Source organism: Acinetobacter sp. BHS4, assembly GCF_018454425.1.
Classification (GTDB): domain Bacteria; phylum Pseudomonadota; class Gammaproteobacteria; order Pseudomonadales; family Moraxellaceae; genus Acinetobacter; species Acinetobacter pittii.
The window spans coordinates 2800674-2816610 of sequence record NZ_CP075323.1; the positions used below are offsets into that span (position 1 = coordinate 2800674).

Sequence of the window (15937 nt, forward strand, 5' to 3'; positions counted from 1 at the left end):
GCAACACCTTAAATTTTTTATCACAACTTTGCAATTGTTAAACTGTGCAATTACATTTTTTAACGCTACCTTAAGATTGGTATAATTAGGTAAGTTTCTAGATATAAAAAGTAATAAAAAAGGCAGTATAAATACTGCCTTTTTGCATCGTAGAGGATTAACCTTCTTTACGGCGCATATGCGGGAATAAAATTACATCACGAATACTTGGTGCGTCAGCAAATAACATAACCAAACGGTCGATACCAATACCTTCACCTGCTGTTGGAGGTAAACCATATTCAAGTGCTTCAACAAACTCTGCATCGTAATGCATTGCTTCATCATCACCAGCATCTTTCTCTGCAACTTGCGCTTGGAAACGCTCAGCCTGATCGATTGGATCATTTAATTCACTGAAACCATTTGCCAATTCACGACCACCAATAAAAAACTCAAAACGATCTGTAACATGTGGATTGTCATCATTACGGCGAGCGAGTGGAGAAGTTTCAGCTGGGTAATCGGTAATAAATGTTGGCTGACGAAGTTTAGTTTCAACAGTTTCTTCAAATACGATCGTTTGAAGCTTACCTAAACCAAAACCAGGCTTAACCTCTTCTTTCAACTCTTCACGAATAAATTTTGCAAGAAATTCGCGATCACTTACATTTTCAGGTGTGAACTGCGGATTATTCTCTAAGATCGCATCGAACATAGAGATTTTTTTGAATGGTCCTTTGAAGCTAAACACTTCACCTTGGTAAGGAACATCAGTTGTACCTAGAATATCCAAAGCCAACTTTTCAAGCATATTTTCAGTCAATGCCATTAAGTCTTTATAATCAGCATATGCCTGATAAAACTCGATCATCGTGAATTCAGGGTTGTGGCGTGTTGACACCCCTTCATTACGGAAGTTACGGTTGATTTCGAACACACGCTCAAAACCACCAACCACTAAACGCTTCAAATAAAGTTCAGGCGCAATACGTAAGAATAAAGGCATATCCAAAGCATTGTGATGTGTTTCGAATGGACGCGCAGAAGCACCACCCGGAATCACATGCATCATTGGTGTTTCAACTTCCATGAAACGTTCATTGTTTAAAAATGCTCGAATACCTGCAACAACTTTGGCGCGGATTTCAAAAGTTTTACGTGTCTCTTCATTCACAATTAAGTCAAGGTAACGTTTACGGTACTTAACTTCTGTGTCATTTAAGCCATGAAATTTATCTGGTAACGGACGAAGAGATTTTGTAAGAAGCTCAAAACCTTCAAGATGAACATATAAGTCACCTTTGCCTGAACGTCCGATATAACCTTCGGCAGCAATAATGTCACCAAGATCTAAACCTTTAATAGTTTCAAGAATATCTTTTGGTAAGCCTTTACGGTCAACATATAACTGAATACGACCTGTCATGTCTTGAATCACCATGAAAGAACCACGGTTTAACATGACACGGCCAGCCACTTTTACATAAACATGCTCAGCGCTTTCAATTTGTTCTTTCGACTGATCTTTAAATTGTTCTTGTAGATCAGCTGCGTAATGTTCACGCTTAAAAGTATTTGGCCAAGGACTCTTTCCAGTTTCCTTCGCAACATCTTGGATTTGCTTTAATTTGGCATGACGCTGTGCAATTAAATCGTTTTCGGAAATAGTTGGTTCAGAAGTCGATTGAGCGTTTTGTTGCGTCATCTCTGCCTCGATTAAGTAAAAATGAAGTGGCATAGCTTAACAGATTGCAGGAGTTTTTCGAATGATTTCAATCAAACAAAAATGAAAAAAGACAATTTATAGAAAAGAGCAGTACTTTTTAAAGGCAAAATGACTTAGACCAATCGCTAAGATCATTTTTTAAAGCTTTTAGTAAAATATAAAAAAATCCAAATAACCTCGATATTCAAAGGCCTTATTTGCCTTGTATTTTATCAATGAGATTGTGTCGTAAATAATGAAAATTCTATTTTTACATGGCTTGGATTCTTCTCGTGAATCAACAAAGTTCCATGCCATTTTACATCCTGAAAAATTTTGTATTGACGTTGATTATCGTAACCTAAGTTATGCATCTGTTGAGTACTTTTATCATCAGGCTATTCAGACGATTAAACCAGATTTACTGGTTGGTCACAGCCTTGGAGGATATTGGGCCTTAAAAACTGCCGCTCAACATAAATTAGCTGTGATTGTGGCGAATCCAAGTCTTACGCCTAGTTTTCGACCTGATTATCCTCAGCTTTCCGAAGAGGAACTTACCCTCTCTAATCCTAAAATGGCTTATTTAGAATTAGGAGATGAGCAACTTGATATGTATCAGGTTCAAGAAAAACTTGCTCCCTACATGAATATTGAAACGTTTGAAGGCGGACATCATCGTTTGGCCTATCCTTCTCGCCTGAATGATTTGATTATGAAAATTTATAAAAAATATTTGGCTTAACTTGATGCCGATTACCTATTTTCCTTCTGCCAATTTCTTGATCACCTCAAAACCTTGAACGAAGCCACTTTTCAACATGCCCATATATTCAGGTAAGGTGGCTAATTCAACTTTTAAAGTAGTTACATTATCGTGTTGGCTTAAAAAATATTTTTCTAGAGAACCACTCCAGCCTTTAACTTCTTCACTTTCTAAATCCTCCTTACCATGCTTAATCATTCCTAAATGTTTAAAAATCAAGATTTCTGGCTTTTTCAATTCTTCGATTGTGGAAACCATGCCATTGCCTTCACCATCTAGGAAATAAGTTTTGCCACCGATTTGCCAGTCGGTACGCATAGAGGAATCTGGAGCAAAAAATTTTGTCCAAGCATTATATGTCTCGTTATTCCAAAGTAATTCCCATACTTTTTCTATAGGTGCCTCAATTTCTACTTCGTATACTAAATTTTCCATACTTCACTTCCCTGATTTATTCCGTTCTTATACTGCCGAATTTTAATTTTCGGATTTAATGATGACATCTATTACATTTTCATTTGTTGTTATTTAGCTTCCTTATTATATAAATCTTTTAAATGAGCAGACACTGTTTATTTCTCAATAATTTCACAAACAACATTAAGTTTAAAATTAACGTTAAGAATGTATTAGTTATTATTAGCTTATGCTCAAGTTTTGCCTAAAAAACCACTTATTTGTCCTAACCTGCCATTCATCTTTGCTTAAGAATGATTAAACTCCGTTATTTGCTTTACATTAAATGTAGAACTGCGTAAAAATTTGATATCCGATCAAAGGCACATTGGTTATTATTGACCGGATCGTGGTTACATTATTAATAGATGGAATAGTTTTACTGAAAGGCAGCTTTGAGCAAACTTATCAGTGCGGAGAGTCTCATGAAAAAATATCAATGTATCGTTTGTGGATGGATTTACGATGAAGCAGAAGGTTGGCCACAAGACGGCATTGCAGCTGGAACAAAATGGGAAGATATCCCTGATGACTGGACTTGCCCTGATTGCGGCGTTTCAAAAGCTGACTTCGAAATGATCGAAATCTAATGACTTCAAGTAAAAGGCCATGATTGACATGGTCTTTTTTACGAATATTACCAATCACCGTATTAAATAAATAATTCTAACTCTGGAGAGAAAAATGCATCCTATCGTCATTATCGGATCAGGCATGGCGGGTTATACCTTAGCGCGTGAATTTCGTAAGCTTAGTCCAGAGCAAGAACTTGTGATGATTTGTGCGGATGATGCAGTGAATTATGCAAAACCAACATTATCAAATGCATTTGCAGGTAAAAAAGCACCTGAACAAATTCCATTAGGTGATGCTGCAAAAATGGGTACCCAACTCAATATGCGTATTGAGCCTTTTACTTTCGTAAAAGAAATTTTGACTGAACGCCATGAGCTTATTCTTGAGAAAGACGGGGTAACTTCGAATCAACCCTATTCAAAACTGATTTTAGCTGTTGGTGCTAACCCAATTCGTCTTGCAATTGCAGGCGATGGTAGCGATGACATTCATGTAGTGAACTCGCTAATTGATTACCGTGCTTTCCGTGAAAATCTAGCTCAACGTAAAGACAAGCGTGTTGTTATTTTAGGGGCTGGTTTGATTGGTTGTGAATTTGCCAATGACTTACTTCACAGTGAATATGACATTACTGTCATTGATTTGGCACCTCAACCATTAGGCCGCTTATTGCCAGGTCATATTGCTTCTGCATTCCAGCAAAATCTCGAAGAGGCTGGTGTTAAATTTGCATTAGGCACAACCGTTGAGAAAGTCAGCAAAATTAATGATGGCGAAGATTATGCGATTACACTCGCAAATGGCCAAACTTTGGTAGCAGACATTGTTCTTTCAGCCATTGGTTTACAGCCAAATATTTCACTTGCTAAAAGTGCAGATATTCAAACAAGCCGTGGAATTATTACCAATAGTTTACTTGAAACGAATCAAGCCGACATTTATGCAATTGGCGATTGTGCAGAAGTAAATGGCACGCTACTTCCATATGTAATGCCGATTATGCAGCAAGCTCGTGCTCTTGCAAAAACCCTCAGCGGACAACAAACTGCCGTACACTACCCTGCTATGCCCGTTGCAGTAAAAACTCCTGCAGCTCCACTTACAGTATTACCGGCACCAGTAGATGTAGAAGTGAACTGGGAAACAGAAGAGTTCGACGATGGTATGCTTGCTAAAGCAATTGACAATGAAGGAACATTGCGTGGTTTCGTATTGTTAGGTGCAACAGCAGGTAAGCAACGCTTAACTTTAACAAAGCTTGTTCCAGATCTTATTCCAGCCCAAGCATAAGGTTTGAATCAGGAATACTCTTTTGTGAGTATTCCTTTAAGGAATGAATAACATGAATAGTGCCTTACAGTTTAACATTTCGCCCTACACATCTTTCATGCAAGAAACCAAAGTCAACTTAGGCAATGGTATTGAGCTACATGTAGAAGTAGGTGGAAAACCGGAACATCCAACCATTTTGCTGATTATGGGTCTTGGGGCTCAAATGCTTTTCTGGCCAGATTTCTTCTGTAAATCACTCATTGATCAAGGTTTTCGTGTTATTCGTTTTGATAACCGTGATATTGGCCTTTCTTCAAAAGTACGTCATGAAGGTAAGCGTTTAAATACTGTTAAATTGATGGGTCGCTTTGCACTCGGTCTAAGTAATCAAGGCGCACCGTATACACTGCATGATATGGCAGATGATGTATCAATGCTCATTGAACGTTTAGGCGTGGCTAAAACACATGTCATTGGCGCATCAATGGGTGGGATGATTGCTCAAATTCTTGCAGCAAAATATCCTGAAAAGGTTGAGAAATTGGGTCTCATGTTTACAAGTAATAATCAGCCTTTTTTACCCCCTCCTTTTCCGAAACAGCTTTTGAGTTTAATTGGCAAACCTGAATCGCGTGACGAAGAAGGTATTGTTAATCACAGTTTAAAACTATTTCAATTGATTGGTTCACCTGGTTACTTCAACCAGATTGAAGCAATGCAAACTGCACGCAAACTTTATCAACGTAGCTATTATCCTGCTGGTGTACTTCAACAGTTTTTAGCAATATTATGTACAGGCTCCTTACTTCAACTGGACCGTGAAATTAAGCAACCTGCGTTAGTCTTACATGGCTCTCGTGATCGCTTACTTCCACCTAGTCACGGTAAGGCCGTAGCAAAAGCAATTTCCGGTGCTAAGTTTGAATTAATTGATGGAATGGGGCATGATATCCCTGCACATTTTATTCCACAGCTTAGCGGTTTATTTGCGCATCATTTTAAATCATCATACTAGGACACTATGGCTGCATTACCCTCACTAAGACAGCTATCATATTTAGTTACGTTGTCGGAAACTTTGCATTTTACTGAAGCAGCACGCCGCTCTTTTGTCACGCAATCGACGTTATCAGGCGGCATCATGGAGCTTGAACGGTTATTAGGTGGCGTTCTGGTAGAGCGTGACCGTCAGAATGTGCGTTTAACACCCTTAGGTGAACAAGTCGTTGCTCGTGCCCGTGTACTACTAGCAGATGCTCAAGATTTAATGCGTTTGAGCCGTGAAATGAGTGAACCGTTAACAGGTGATTTGCATTTGGGAGTTATCCCAACCATTGCACCTTTTATCCTGACACGGTTACTTGATGAAGTGCATCAGCAGTTACCTAAAATTCAATTGCATCTGCATGAAGCTCAAAGTGAAAAAATTGTAGAGCGTCTAGAACACGGTAATCTAGACATGATTGTTCTTGCTCTACCATTTGATACCAGAGGCCTAAAAGTCGCTGAAATTTCGAAAGAAAATTTGTACCTTGTGTGTAGTAAGCAAGATGCAAATGCTTTGCAAGCAAACTCACTAGATGATCTTGATTTATCGAGATTAATTTTGCTTGAAGAAGGCCACTGTTTACGTGACCACGTTTTAAGTGCATGCCCTATCGGTGAACGTAAAAACGACAACCGTTTAAAAGCAAGCTCTTTACCAACTTTAGTTGAAATGGTTTCTTCTAATTTAGGTTTTACGCTTTTACCAGAAATTGCAATTGAAAATAGTATGATCAAGTTTAATGATCAAATTACTGCAAAACCAATTGAAGATGCCCCAAGCCGCACTTTAGCGCTAGTCACTCGTAAAAGTACGCCGCTACAAAGTGAATTTGACGTATTACTGCAAATTATGCAGAAAATCACGACAAACCTACATGAATAAAAAAAGGAGTCTTCGGACTCCTTTTTATTTTATTGAGGTGTAAGGGATGCCCACTTAAACACCCAAGCAGATTGCATATTCAAACTATTATCAGAAATAATTTTTTCTCTAATAATCTGTGCTATAGCATAGTCGTTGGCTGGATCTATCATGACTCGTATTCCTTTAGTCGTTGAGCTGGTTACAACCTTATAGCCCTTTGCTTCAAGCTGTGACTGAATCCTATTTGCTTTATTTTGATTAGAAGCTAGCGCAACTTGTACCATCCATTTTTTTTCACCATTTTCTAAAATTTCTTTAGCGATCGCAGCATCAAGTTGTTTTTTATTTTCAGAATTTTTCTTTTCTTCTACTTTTTTTGTGTGAACTTCCTCATTTTTCTTTTGCGCTAAAAATTCATCCTGCTTTTGTTTTCTTTTTTGGATGATTATTGTTTTATTCCTTACCTCACTCTTTTTAGTTTTATCATTGGAAACGGGCGCAAAATAAGGATATATCGCTTGATCATCAAACCTTTGAAATACGATGATATCCCCATAACACTTCTGATCTGCGTAGGCCGCCACTGGCATTATCCCCAAAAGTATTCTAATAAGTAAATTTCTAATAAAGCATTGCATCTTATTCATTTACCGAAGTTAAGTATATTTAATGCGGCGTATTAAAGTAGATTTCACATGATTTGTATATTTTTAAAATTCAATGTTTTATGGGGAAAATCACATATTTTAAAAACATCTTGCGGTGCTTCAAATTATTATCGTTTACCCAACAACCATTTAGAAAAACTAATTAAATTATTTTGAATTTCAGCGAATTAAAAAAGCCGACATCTTGTCGGCTTTTTTAATTTAAAATTTATTATTTAATAATTTCTAAGAGTGCCCTTTGAGCATTATGTAATTTTTCACCCTCCGCTGGTTCAGCACGCACCCAAGTACCATCTGACTGTAACAACCAAGCTTGCTGGTTATCTTGCAAATAGTTCACTAGTCCTTGTTGATAAATACGCTTTTTCAATGCAGGATCTTCCACAGGGAAACATGCTTCAACACGGTTAAATAAATTACGATCCATCCAGTCTGCGCTTGAGCAGTAAATACGCGCATCGCCATTATTACTGAAGTAATAAACACGGGTATGTTCAAGGAAGCGCCCTACAATTGAACGTACACGAATATTTTCTGATAAGTTAGGCAAACCTGGACGTAAACAGCAAATAGAACGAATAATCAGATCAATCTGAACACCTGCTTGAGATGCTTCATATAATTTATTGATCAATTGAACTTCCGTTAAGGCATTCACTTTCACAATAATTTGAGCTTTACGTCCTGCCTTAGCATTGGCAATTTCTTCATCAATAAAGTTGATGAGCTGAGCATGTAAGGTAAATGGCGCATGTAATAGCTTTTTCAATTTCGCCATTTTGCCCATACCCGTCAACTCTTGGAAGATACGGTGCACATCTTCACACAGATCTTTATCAGTCGTCATGAGACCATAATCGGTATAAATTCGAGCATTCATTGCATGGTAGTTACCAGTGCCTAAATGAACGTAACGCACAAGTTTGTTATTTTCACGGCGTACCACCATAATCATTTTGGCGTGAGTTTTATAACCAACAATACCGTAAACAACCACAGCCCCTGCTTCTTGTAAAACGTTAGCCACTTCAATATTTGATTCTTCATCAAAGCGGGCACGTAATTCAATAACCGCGGTCACTTCTTTTCCATTACGCGCAGCTTCCGCCAAAATCTGTACAATTTCAGAGTCAGCACCACTACGGTAAAGTGTCTGCTTGATTGCCAATACTTGTGGATCGCGAGCAGCTTCACGAAGTAGCTGAATCACGGGAGCGAAAGATTCAAACGGATGATGAAGCAAAATATCTTGCTTCTGCATTGCAGAGAAAATGCTCTCGGTCTTTTTAAACACTTTAGGCACAACCGGCGTATGTGAGTCATAACGCAAATGAGGGCGTTTAAAATTTGAAACCAGACGAGCCAAGTTTACAGGACCATCAACTTTATATAATTGCTCATCAGTTAAATCAAATTCTTCTAATAAGTACTCGTAAATATGCTGCGGACAGTTATGAGTTACTTCTAAGCGAACAGCACGACCAAAACGTCGAGAACTTAATTCACCTTTTAAAGCTTTTGCTAAATCTTCAACATCTTCATTTAATGCCAAGTCAGCATTACGTGTAACACGGAATTGATAGCATCCTGTTGCTGTCATGCCAGGGAACAAATCGGACACATGTTCATGAATAATTGCAGATAGCATGACGTGATGTTCTTTACCACCTGTTAACTCATCTGGCAGTCGTACAACGCGAGGTAATGAACGTGGGGCTGGAACCACGGCTAAATCAATTTGACGGCCAAAAGCATCTTTACCTTCTAAGGTAATAATAAAGTTTAAGCTCTTGTTTACGAGACGTGGGAACGGATGCGCTGGATCTAAGCTAATTGGGGTTAATACAGGTGCAACTTGTTCTTGAAAATACTTCTTAATCCAAGCTGACTGTGCTGGCGTTAGTTCACCACGACGGAGGAAGCAAATATCTTCTTCACGTAATTTAGGTAAGATTTCTTCATTTAAAATACGATATTGACGTTCAATCGCAGCGTGAGCAGTTTCAGAGATTTTTTGTAAGACTTGTCTTGGCGTCAAACCATCAGGGCTACGACTCTCATTGCCCAGAGAAAATTGCTCCATCACCCCTGCAACACGAATTTCGAAAAACTCGTCTAGATTACGTGAAAAAATGAGCAAGAAATTCATTCGCTCAAGTAATGGATGTAAAGGGTCTACCGCTTGCTCCAATACACGCAAATGGAAGTCAAGAATAGACAATTCACGATTTATATAACGGTCATTATAACTATATTCTGTTGGGGTCGTTGGTGTAATCGCTGTATTCATGTCTAACTCAATTCTCTATCCAGCCAAAATCTCTATAAAACAGTATGCTGCAAAAATATGACAATTTGGTAAAAACTAAAAAATTTACACATCTTTAAAACATCATTATTCAGGAATCTGGGTGCTATTCATATAACGTAGAATAACGCGTTTTCTATACTGTAGTTTACGATCGTTGCGGTGATCTTGATAATATTTCGGATCAGGCAATAATGCGGCCAAAAAAGCAGCTTGTTCGCGCGTTAAGCTTCTCGCACTTTTACCATAATAATATTGCGCGGCTGCTTCAACACCATATCGATTTTTGCCAAATTCAACAGAGTTCATATACACCTCAAGAATTCGGCGTTTTGACCACATTCGCTCCATCATCCAAGTTGCGATAGTTTCTTGGCCTTTACGAATAAACGAACGCTTATTATATAAAAACAAATTCTTTGCAAGTTGCTGAGACACTGTAGATCCACCAGCAACAACCTCTCCTTCTTCATTATTACGCTCTAGAGCAAAACGGATGCCATCCCAGTCAAAACCATGATGATGGATGAATTTTGCATCTTCCCCAGCTAAAATCGCATGTTTGAAATTGTCGCTAATATCATCATAGTCAAGCCATTCATGAATGATCGGCTCAGATGTATCTGACCAATAATCAATTCGCATAAACATGGTTGTATCAACTTCATGTGTACGCCACCAAACCAAACTTGAGAAAATCCAAAGTTGAATAAGGAGAATTGCCCCAATAAAAATTAACAACACGCGAACAATAAAAGCTTTCATGTTCGTCCTGATCTCCTGTATTCAACTTTTTTCATGTTAAGCTGTTAAGCATGTTCATATATAACAAAAGCATAGCATGACTCAATATCAGCCTCCGCACATTAATCGTAAACTCAATGTACAAACTTGGTGGCTGACCGCCTTACTGATCTTGATTAATGTAAGTTTGTTTGTCTGGCAAATTGCGACTGGTGTCGATATTAGCGACCCAGCCATGAAAGATGCTATTCATTGGGGGGCTGATTTTACACCACTTACTTTTACTGGGCAGCCCGAACGCTTATTTACCAGCATGTTTTTTCATTTTGGTCTTGTTCACCTCATGCTTAACATGTGGGCCCTCTATATTTTCGGTAATGTAGCTGAGTCACTATTTGGTCGCTTCTATTTTATAGGTATGTATTTACTTGCTGGCTTATTTGGTAGCCTTCTCAGTAGCTATATGACTATTCAAAATGGGCATGAATTACTGCAACATTTCGATCAGAGCTTGCTTCCACATGTCAGTGCAGGTGCTTCGGGTGCCGTGATGGGCCTAGGTGCTGCGCTAACCGTTCTTTCTTTATTTCCACCGCTTCCGCATCAAGCCTACATACTCGATAAAAAAGCATTATTAATGATTATGGCCATCAACCTTGTTTTTGGTTTTGTCGCAACCGGTATTAATAATGCCGCGCATATTGGCGGCATGATTATTGGAGCGTTTCTTGCACTGATGTGGTACTTAAGCTATGTCAGCAAGTTAAAAAATGTGCTCAAACTTTTAGGCTTATTAGGAGCAGTTGTAATTACAGGTGGTTTTTATATGTACTGTCTACAGCTCAACTCACCGTTGCTTCCCCTATGGCATGAAATCATCATCCAGAACCCTAACATTATTCCTTAAACTACAATTGGTTTAATTCTCTTAAACTTTGTAAAGGTGGCAAATTACAGAGATAGCCTAGTCGATAACGACCAATCAAAGCACAAACCAGCATCATGCCAATTGGTAAAATCAGCCATATTTCAATATGCCACTGTATTGCCATATTCATTTTATAGCTTGCGATCGCACTAATCACTTCTGCAAAACAGCAGGCAACTATGCCTGCTAGCAGACCTAAGAAACCAATCTCAAAACTGAGCATTTGCTTCATTTTATTTTTAGATAAACCAAATGAGCGTAGTAAAGCAACCTCACGGCGTCGCTCGTCCATTAACAGGTTTAAACATGCAATCAGTACTAATACTCCAGAAAAACCGACTAACGCTGCCAGTACAGTTACTATTTTGACCAAAACATTCATTAAGCGTTTTACTTCATCTAAAATCCGGTCAACATCAATAAATACTGTATTTGAGAACTGCTGAATAATAGTGATCATTTTAGGTTGATCTTGCTTAGGCACATAGAAACTACCTAAATAACTTCCAGCATTTTCGTCTAAGGTTTTAGGTGAAAAAATAAAGAAAAAGTTAGGGCTAAAACTTTCCCACTCGACACTCCGGAAATTCACAACTTTGGCTTCTAGTGTACCTTCAGGCAGGCTAAAGGTAAGCTTGTCTCCAATTTGGATTCCCAAACTTTCGGCAGTTTTACTTTCGACTGAAACTTGTCCTATGCCATTAAACTGGGCTTGACCATTTGTAATGACATTGTCATTTGGTAGTAAATCTGATTGAGTCAAATTCAGTTCACGGCGTAAAGAATTATTTTGCTTTATAGCCACTTCTGAAAAAGGTACATCATTTTTAGCCAGTAATCGGCCACGAATATTTGGGTATAACGGGGTGCTTTGCCAACCATGTTGCTTTAACTGTTGCTCAAAGGCTTTTAAATCAAATGGAGGCAATCCATAAACAAATTGATTCGGTGTTCCTTCTGGAAGTTGTTGTTGCCAACGCTCTAATAAATCTGTTCTTAATACACTGAGTACTGTAATGAGGCTTAAGCCTAAAGCCAATGCAGTAATTTGTAAGGCGCTTTGCGATGGCGAACGAATATAAAAAGACAAACGATTTTTCAGCTTTTTTAAACTGCGAAGCAATAGCCAAACAACAGTGTAAAGCAAAATACAAAGAACAATAATTGCTGCTAAAACCAGAATGCTGAGCATTAAGTTTTCACTCAATACCAAACTAAAAACGACTAGGCTAGTGATTCCTGCAAAAAACATAAAGAATAAAGATTTTCGAGATTTGGCTTGCTCGCGAATAACGCGAATTGGAGGTGTATTTAAAAGTTCCCAAATGCTTGGCAAAATAAATCCAAGCAGTACGATCACACTCGTAAAAATAGCAATTGGTAAAGGACCGATTAAAAGAGGTACAACTGAAAAACTTAACTCTAATTGGGGGATCAATTGCAGCATAAGTTGCAGCAGGCCAAACCCCATAATTAAACCTAATAGGCTTCCCAGCACAATTGAAATCGCACTGACAATACAAAGCAATCCAATATATGCCCACAAGATTTGGAACTTACTGGCGCCTAAGCATCTAATAAGTGCAATGTGATCTTGGTTTTGTTGAACATAACGTTGACTCGTTAAAGCGATGGCAATACCACACAATAAAATCGTTAAAATATTGGCCAATTGCAAAAAGGTATCTAAATTTTCAAGCGGACGTAATAACCTACTGTTTGATTCACTTGCATCACGTAAACGCAAGCCAGCCGTTTCATCTACATCTTTAGAAGGTTGATGCTGTTGCTTAAATTGCTTTGAAAATGTCTGAACCTGTTCAGGGCTACCTGCCATTAATAAACGATAGTCAATTCTACTCCCTGTCTGAATCGCATGCGTCTTAGCAATATCGGCTTGATGAATAATAACGGTTGGCGAAAAGCCCGAAAAACCGAGCTCCTGATTTGAATCACGCACAATCACGCCACTAAAACGGAAGGTACCATCAGCAATAGAAACAGTATCTCCTAACTTTACTTTAAGTAAATCGGCTGCTCTTTGACTTAGCCAAACTTCACCAGATTGAATCGCTTTAGCACTTGGTTCAATTTCCAACTGTCCTCTGAGTGGAAATAAAGGCTCAATTGCCTTTACATTCACCATGACAAACTGATCTTGGGTATGAGCCATCGAGCTAAATATAGTGACATTAGTTTGCTTTAAACTAAGCTGCTCGGCTTTCTTTTTCCACTGCTGTTCGATAGGCTCGTTATTCGACAGAACCAAATCCGCACCCAGCATTTGTGAAGCTTGCAGACTGACTGCATTTTTAACTTGGTCGTTACTAAATTTCAGGGCAGTTGTTGCACTGATCGCAAGCGATAGAGCAATAATGAGTAGATATAATCCACCCGTACAAAAACTTTGTAGCAAAAGTGGTTTGAGAAGATTACGCATAGTTTAACCACCCTGTACTGTCTTTAGTCGGCCATCATCTAACTCAACATGACGCTGACAAAGGGATGCTAAATTACGATCATGGGTGACTAAAATCAGAGTCGTACCTAACTCTCGGTTTAAATCAAAGAGCAAGCTTTCAATTTCTTGTGCTGTCTGACCATCTAGGTTTCCAGTCGGTTCATCCGCAAAAATAATTTGTGGTTCTGCAATAAGAGCGCGTGCAATGGCTACACGCTGCTGCTCGCCACCAGATAAGACTTTAGGCGTTTGTTCAACTTGACGACTGAGCCCTACTCGATGCAACCAATCTAAAGCTTTTTTCTCAGCTGTTTTATAATCAAAGTCTTTACGTAATCGTAAAGGTAACATCACATTTTCAAGCGCACTCAACTGAGGTAGAAGTTGAAAAGACTGAAATACAAAACCAATATGCTGCATTCTGATTTGGGCACGTTGTTCCTCTGTTAACTGATGAACAGCTTGACCACACAACCAGACTTCTCCTTCAGATGGTTGATCTAAAGTCGCCAAAATTCCTAGTAAGGTTGATTTACCTGAGCCGGAACGTCCCGTAATTGCTACCTGTTCCCCTTCAAAAATCTCTAAATCAATATCTTTTAAAATCGTAAACTGATTTTGGTTAATCTGAATAGTTTGTGTAACTTGATGGGCAGCAATGATGGGTTGTGGCATGATGTGAAAAGTCCTATGTATTCAGAATCAGGGTCGAAGTACAAATGTCTAAATCTTTTTTGATTGGTTCTAAAAGCATCATGCTCATCTCATTAAGTATGCTGCCTATGCTTGTATCGGCGAAAACTATTTTAATTTTAGGAGATAGTATTAGTGCCGGTTACGGAATTGATCCCAAACAAGGTTGGGTACAATTACTGCAAAAACGCTTAGACCAACAGTATCCCAAACAACACAAAGTGGTCAATGCAAGTGTTAGTGGAGAAACAACAAGCGGCGCTTTAGCCCGATTACCTAAATTATTGCAGACCTATGAGCCGAATGTGGTCGTGATTGAATTAGGTGGAAATGACGGATTGCGTGGGCAACCACCTCAAATGATTCAAAAAAATCTGGATCAGCTCATTCAATTAAGCCAAAAACAAAAAGCCAAAGTTATTCTTTTTGGCATGAAGATTCCGCCAAATTATGGTGCTGCGTATAGCAAAGCTTTTGAAAATAATTATAAAGTCGTAAGCCAAAAACATCAGGTGAAACTACTACCGTTTTTTCTAGATGGTGTTGCTGGTCAAAAACAGCTTATGCAAAATGATTTGATTCATCCCAATGCTCAAGCGCAGTCAAAACTACTTAATTTAGCTTACCCATATATAAAAGGTGCCCTATAGGCACCTTTTATCTTTAAATATTCTTTTTAATATGATCAGAAATCAAAAAAAGTAACTTCACCAGTTTCGAGTGAATATTCTGCACCGACAACAATCAACTCACCTTTTGCAATCAGGCTCTCTAACACCGCTGAACCATGGCGTAATTGATTTACCGAAGCAAAAACGTTTGAACGCACCGCATGACATGATAATTTTTTCAAATCATTTTTTAAATCAGTCTGCATTAAAATTTCAACTGATGGACGAACGCGGTTCACAATCGACATTAGGTTAGATGATGGCGGATGATCAGGATTCATTAACGTATCAATTGTCGCCTGAATTGCACCACAATGACTGTGTCCCAATACAACTACAACCGGGCAGTCATAACGCTCTGCTGCGAACTCGACACTACCGACTTGTGAAGGTGCAACCACATTACCAGCAACACGGATTACAAATAAATCACCAAGACCTTGGTCAAATACCATCTCTGCTGGAACACGAGAATCTGAGCAGCCAAGTACAATTGCAAATGGATTTTGATCCTTTGCCATTTCAGCGCGTTCTTGATGAGATAAGGTTTTTGCAAGGGAAGTATTTCCATTTACAAATCGTTGATTACCGGCTTTCAGACGATCTAAAACTTCTTGCGCAGTAGGCATTTTATATTTCCATTGTTTTTTCAAGGTTGGAAATCATTTTAATGTGTCAAAATTTGAATGTCACTGACAAAAAATAAATCCTTTTCTATGAAAAAATTTAAAAATACTTAACTTGTTTTAATGAAGAGCTCACTGCACATTCGCTACTGTTTAGTGAAAAAATAGA

16 protein-coding genes are annotated in these 15937 nt (G+C 38.5%); 8 read left to right on the forward strand and 8 right to left on the reverse strand.

The features are described from left to right. Nucleotides 1-157: 157 nt before the first annotated feature. Nucleotides 158-1687, reverse strand: coding sequence for a lysine--tRNA ligase (gene lysS, locus KIP84_RS13495; protein WP_005070604.1), 1530 nt, complete (start codon nt 1685-1687; stop codon nt 158-160). A gap of 256 nt (nt 1688-1943) precedes the next feature. Here lysS and KIP84_RS13500 point away from each other — a divergent pair, with 256 nt between their 5' ends. After that, the gene (locus tag KIP84_RS13500; protein WP_032004148.1) at nt 1944-2432 is read left to right on the forward strand and encodes a YqiA/YcfP family alpha/beta fold hydrolase; all 489 of its coding nucleotides are present in this window, start codon (nt 1944-1946) and stop codon (nt 2430-2432) included. 15 nt (nt 2433-2447) lie between these two features. Here the strand turns inward: KIP84_RS13500 and KIP84_RS13505 are convergent, their stop codons facing one another. After that, nucleotides 2448-2888 (reverse strand): SRPBCC domain-containing protein, encoded by a 441-nt coding sequence (locus tag KIP84_RS13505; protein ID WP_213688721.1) that lies wholly within the window; start codon nt 2886-2888, stop codon nt 2448-2450. A gap of 446 nt (nt 2889-3334) precedes the next feature. On the opposite strand from KIP84_RS13505, the gene rubA reads away from it, so the two are divergent. The 4 genes from rubA to oxyR all read left to right on the forward strand — a co-directional run bounded on the left by rubA (nt 3335) and on the right by oxyR (nt 6687). Next, nucleotides 3335-3499 carry a rubredoxin RubA gene (gene rubA / locus KIP84_RS13510; RefSeq protein WP_000760495.1) on the forward strand — a complete coding sequence of 55 codons (165 nt, stop codon included), beginning with the start codon at nt 3335-3337 and terminating at the stop codon, nt 3497-3499. A 94-nt stretch (nt 3500-3593) separates the two neighbouring features. Further along, a complete protein-coding gene (rubB, locus tag KIP84_RS13515) occupies nt 3594-4775 on the forward strand; it encodes a rubredoxin reductase RubB (protein ID WP_199978078.1) in 1182 nt (393 codons plus the stop codon). 52 nt (nt 4776-4827) lie between these two features. After that, nucleotides 4828-5772 (forward strand): esterase EstB, encoded by a 945-nt coding sequence (estB, locus tag KIP84_RS13520; protein ID WP_213688722.1) that lies wholly within the window; start codon nt 4828-4830, stop codon nt 5770-5772. Nucleotides 5773-5778: 6 nt separating this feature from the next. Continuing rightward, a complete protein-coding gene (gene oxyR / locus KIP84_RS13525) occupies nt 5779-6687 on the forward strand; it encodes a LysR family transcriptional regulator OxyR (protein ID WP_213688723.1) in 909 nt (302 codons plus the stop codon). 29 nt (nt 6688-6716) lie between these two features. On the opposite strand, the gene KIP84_RS13530 is transcribed toward oxyR, so the two are convergent. Then, nucleotides 6717-7307, reverse strand: coding sequence for an SPOR domain-containing protein (locus KIP84_RS13530; protein ID WP_213689844.1), 591 nt, complete (start codon nt 7305-7307; stop codon nt 6717-6719). A gap of 57 nt (nt 7308-7364) precedes the next feature. Between KIP84_RS13530 and KIP84_RS13535 the strand changes: the two genes are divergently transcribed. Continuing rightward, the gene (locus KIP84_RS13535; protein ID WP_213688724.1) at nt 7365-7493 is read left to right on the forward strand and encodes a hypothetical protein; all 129 of its coding nucleotides are present in this window, start codon (nt 7365-7367) and stop codon (nt 7491-7493) included. A 55-nt stretch (nt 7494-7548) separates the two neighbouring features. Here KIP84_RS13535 and ppk1 read toward each other — a convergent pair whose 3' ends face one another. After that, nucleotides 7549-9627, reverse strand: coding sequence for a polyphosphate kinase 1 (gene ppk1 / locus KIP84_RS13540; protein ID WP_014206067.1), 2079 nt, complete (start codon nt 9625-9627; stop codon nt 7549-7551). A gap of 105 nt (nt 9628-9732) precedes the next feature. Further along, nucleotides 9733-10410, reverse strand: a complete 678-nt coding sequence (mtgA, locus tag KIP84_RS13545) for a monofunctional biosynthetic peptidoglycan transglycosylase (protein WP_002117784.1) — start codon at nt 10408-10410, stop codon at nt 9733-9735. Between the two features lie 76 nt (nt 10411-10486). On the opposite strand from mtgA, the gene KIP84_RS13550 reads away from it, so the two are divergent. Further along, on the forward strand, nt 10487-11296 hold the full coding sequence (locus KIP84_RS13550; protein WP_213688725.1) for a rhomboid family intramembrane serine protease: 810 nt from the start codon (nt 10487-10489) through the stop codon (nt 11294-11296). 1 nt (nt 11297) lies between these two features. Here KIP84_RS13550 and KIP84_RS13555 read toward each other — a convergent pair whose 3' ends face one another. Continuing rightward, complete coding sequence (locus KIP84_RS13555) at nt 11298-13757, reverse strand: FtsX-like permease family protein (protein ID WP_213688726.1); 2460 nt, start codon at nt 13755-13757, stop codon at nt 11298-11300. 3 nt (nt 13758-13760) lie between these two features. Further along, a complete protein-coding gene (locus KIP84_RS13560; RefSeq protein WP_005070633.1) occupies nt 13761-14453 on the reverse strand; it encodes an ABC transporter ATP-binding protein in 693 nt (230 codons plus the stop codon). Nucleotides 14454-14497: 44 nt separating this feature from the next. Here KIP84_RS13560 and KIP84_RS13565 point away from each other — a divergent pair, with 44 nt between their 5' ends. Further along, nucleotides 14498-15121, forward strand: coding sequence for an arylesterase (locus KIP84_RS13565; RefSeq protein WP_213688727.1), 624 nt, complete (start codon nt 14498-14500; stop codon nt 15119-15121). A 35-nt stretch (nt 15122-15156) separates the two neighbouring features. Here the strand turns inward: KIP84_RS13565 and KIP84_RS13570 are convergent, their stop codons facing one another. Beyond that, entirely contained in the window at nt 15157-15771 is a 615-nt protein-coding gene (locus KIP84_RS13570) for a carbonic anhydrase (protein WP_002117769.1), read from the reverse strand. Nucleotides 15772-15937: the final 166 nt, after the last annotated feature.

Excerpts from the sequence above, each read along its gene's own strand:
- rubA (WP_000760495.1), top strand. The coding sequence starts at position 3,335 with ATGAAAAAATATCAATGTATCGTTTGTGGATGGATTTACGATGAAGCA.
- KIP84_RS13505 (WP_213688721.1), bottom strand. The coding sequence starts at position 2,888 with ATGGAAAATTTAGTATACGAAGTAGAAATTGAGGCACCTATAGAAAAA.
- KIP84_RS13555 (WP_213688726.1), bottom strand. The coding sequence starts at position 13,757 with ATGCGTAATCTTCTCAAACCACTTTTGCTACAAAGTTTTTGTACGGGT.
- KIP84_RS13565 (WP_213688727.1), top strand. The coding sequence starts at position 14,498 with ATGTCTAAATCTTTTTTGATTGGTTCTAAAAGCATCATGCTCATCTCA.
- mtgA (WP_002117784.1), bottom strand. The coding sequence starts at position 10,410 with ATGAAAGCTTTTATTGTTCGCGTGTTGTTAATTTTTATTGGGGCAATT.
- oxyR (WP_213688723.1), top strand. The coding sequence starts at position 5,779 with ATGGCTGCATTACCCTCACTAAGACAGCTATCATATTTAGTTACGTTG.
- KIP84_RS13560 (WP_005070633.1), bottom strand. The coding sequence starts at position 14,453 with ATGCCACAACCCATCATTGCTGCCCATCAAGTTACACAAACTATTCAG.
- ppk1 (WP_014206067.1), bottom strand. The coding sequence starts at position 9,627 with ATGAATACAGCGATTACACCAACGACCCCAACAGAATATAGTTATAAT.
- KIP84_RS13530 (WP_213689844.1), bottom strand. The coding sequence starts at position 7,307 with ATGCAATGCTTTATTAGAAATTTACTTATTAGAATACTTTTGGGGATA.
- KIP84_RS13570 (WP_002117769.1), bottom strand. The coding sequence starts at position 15,771 with ATGCCTACTGCGCAAGAAGTTTTAGATCGTCTGAAAGCCGGTAATCAA.
- KIP84_RS13550 (WP_213688725.1), top strand. The coding sequence starts at position 10,487 with ATGACTCAATATCAGCCTCCGCACATTAATCGTAAACTCAATGTACAA.
- estB (WP_213688722.1), top strand. The coding sequence starts at position 4,828 with ATGAATAGTGCCTTACAGTTTAACATTTCGCCCTACACATCTTTCATG.
- lysS (WP_005070604.1), bottom strand. The coding sequence starts at position 1,687 with ATGACGCAACAAAACGCTCAATCGACTTCTGAACCAACTATTTCCGAA.
- rubB (WP_199978078.1), top strand. The coding sequence starts at position 3,594 with ATGCATCCTATCGTCATTATCGGATCAGGCATGGCGGGTTATACCTTA.
- KIP84_RS13535 (WP_213688724.1), top strand. The coding sequence starts at position 7,365 with ATGATTTGTATATTTTTAAAATTCAATGTTTTATGGGGAAAATCACAT.
- KIP84_RS13500 (WP_032004148.1), top strand. The coding sequence starts at position 1,944 with ATGAAAATTCTATTTTTACATGGCTTGGATTCTTCTCGTGAATCAACA.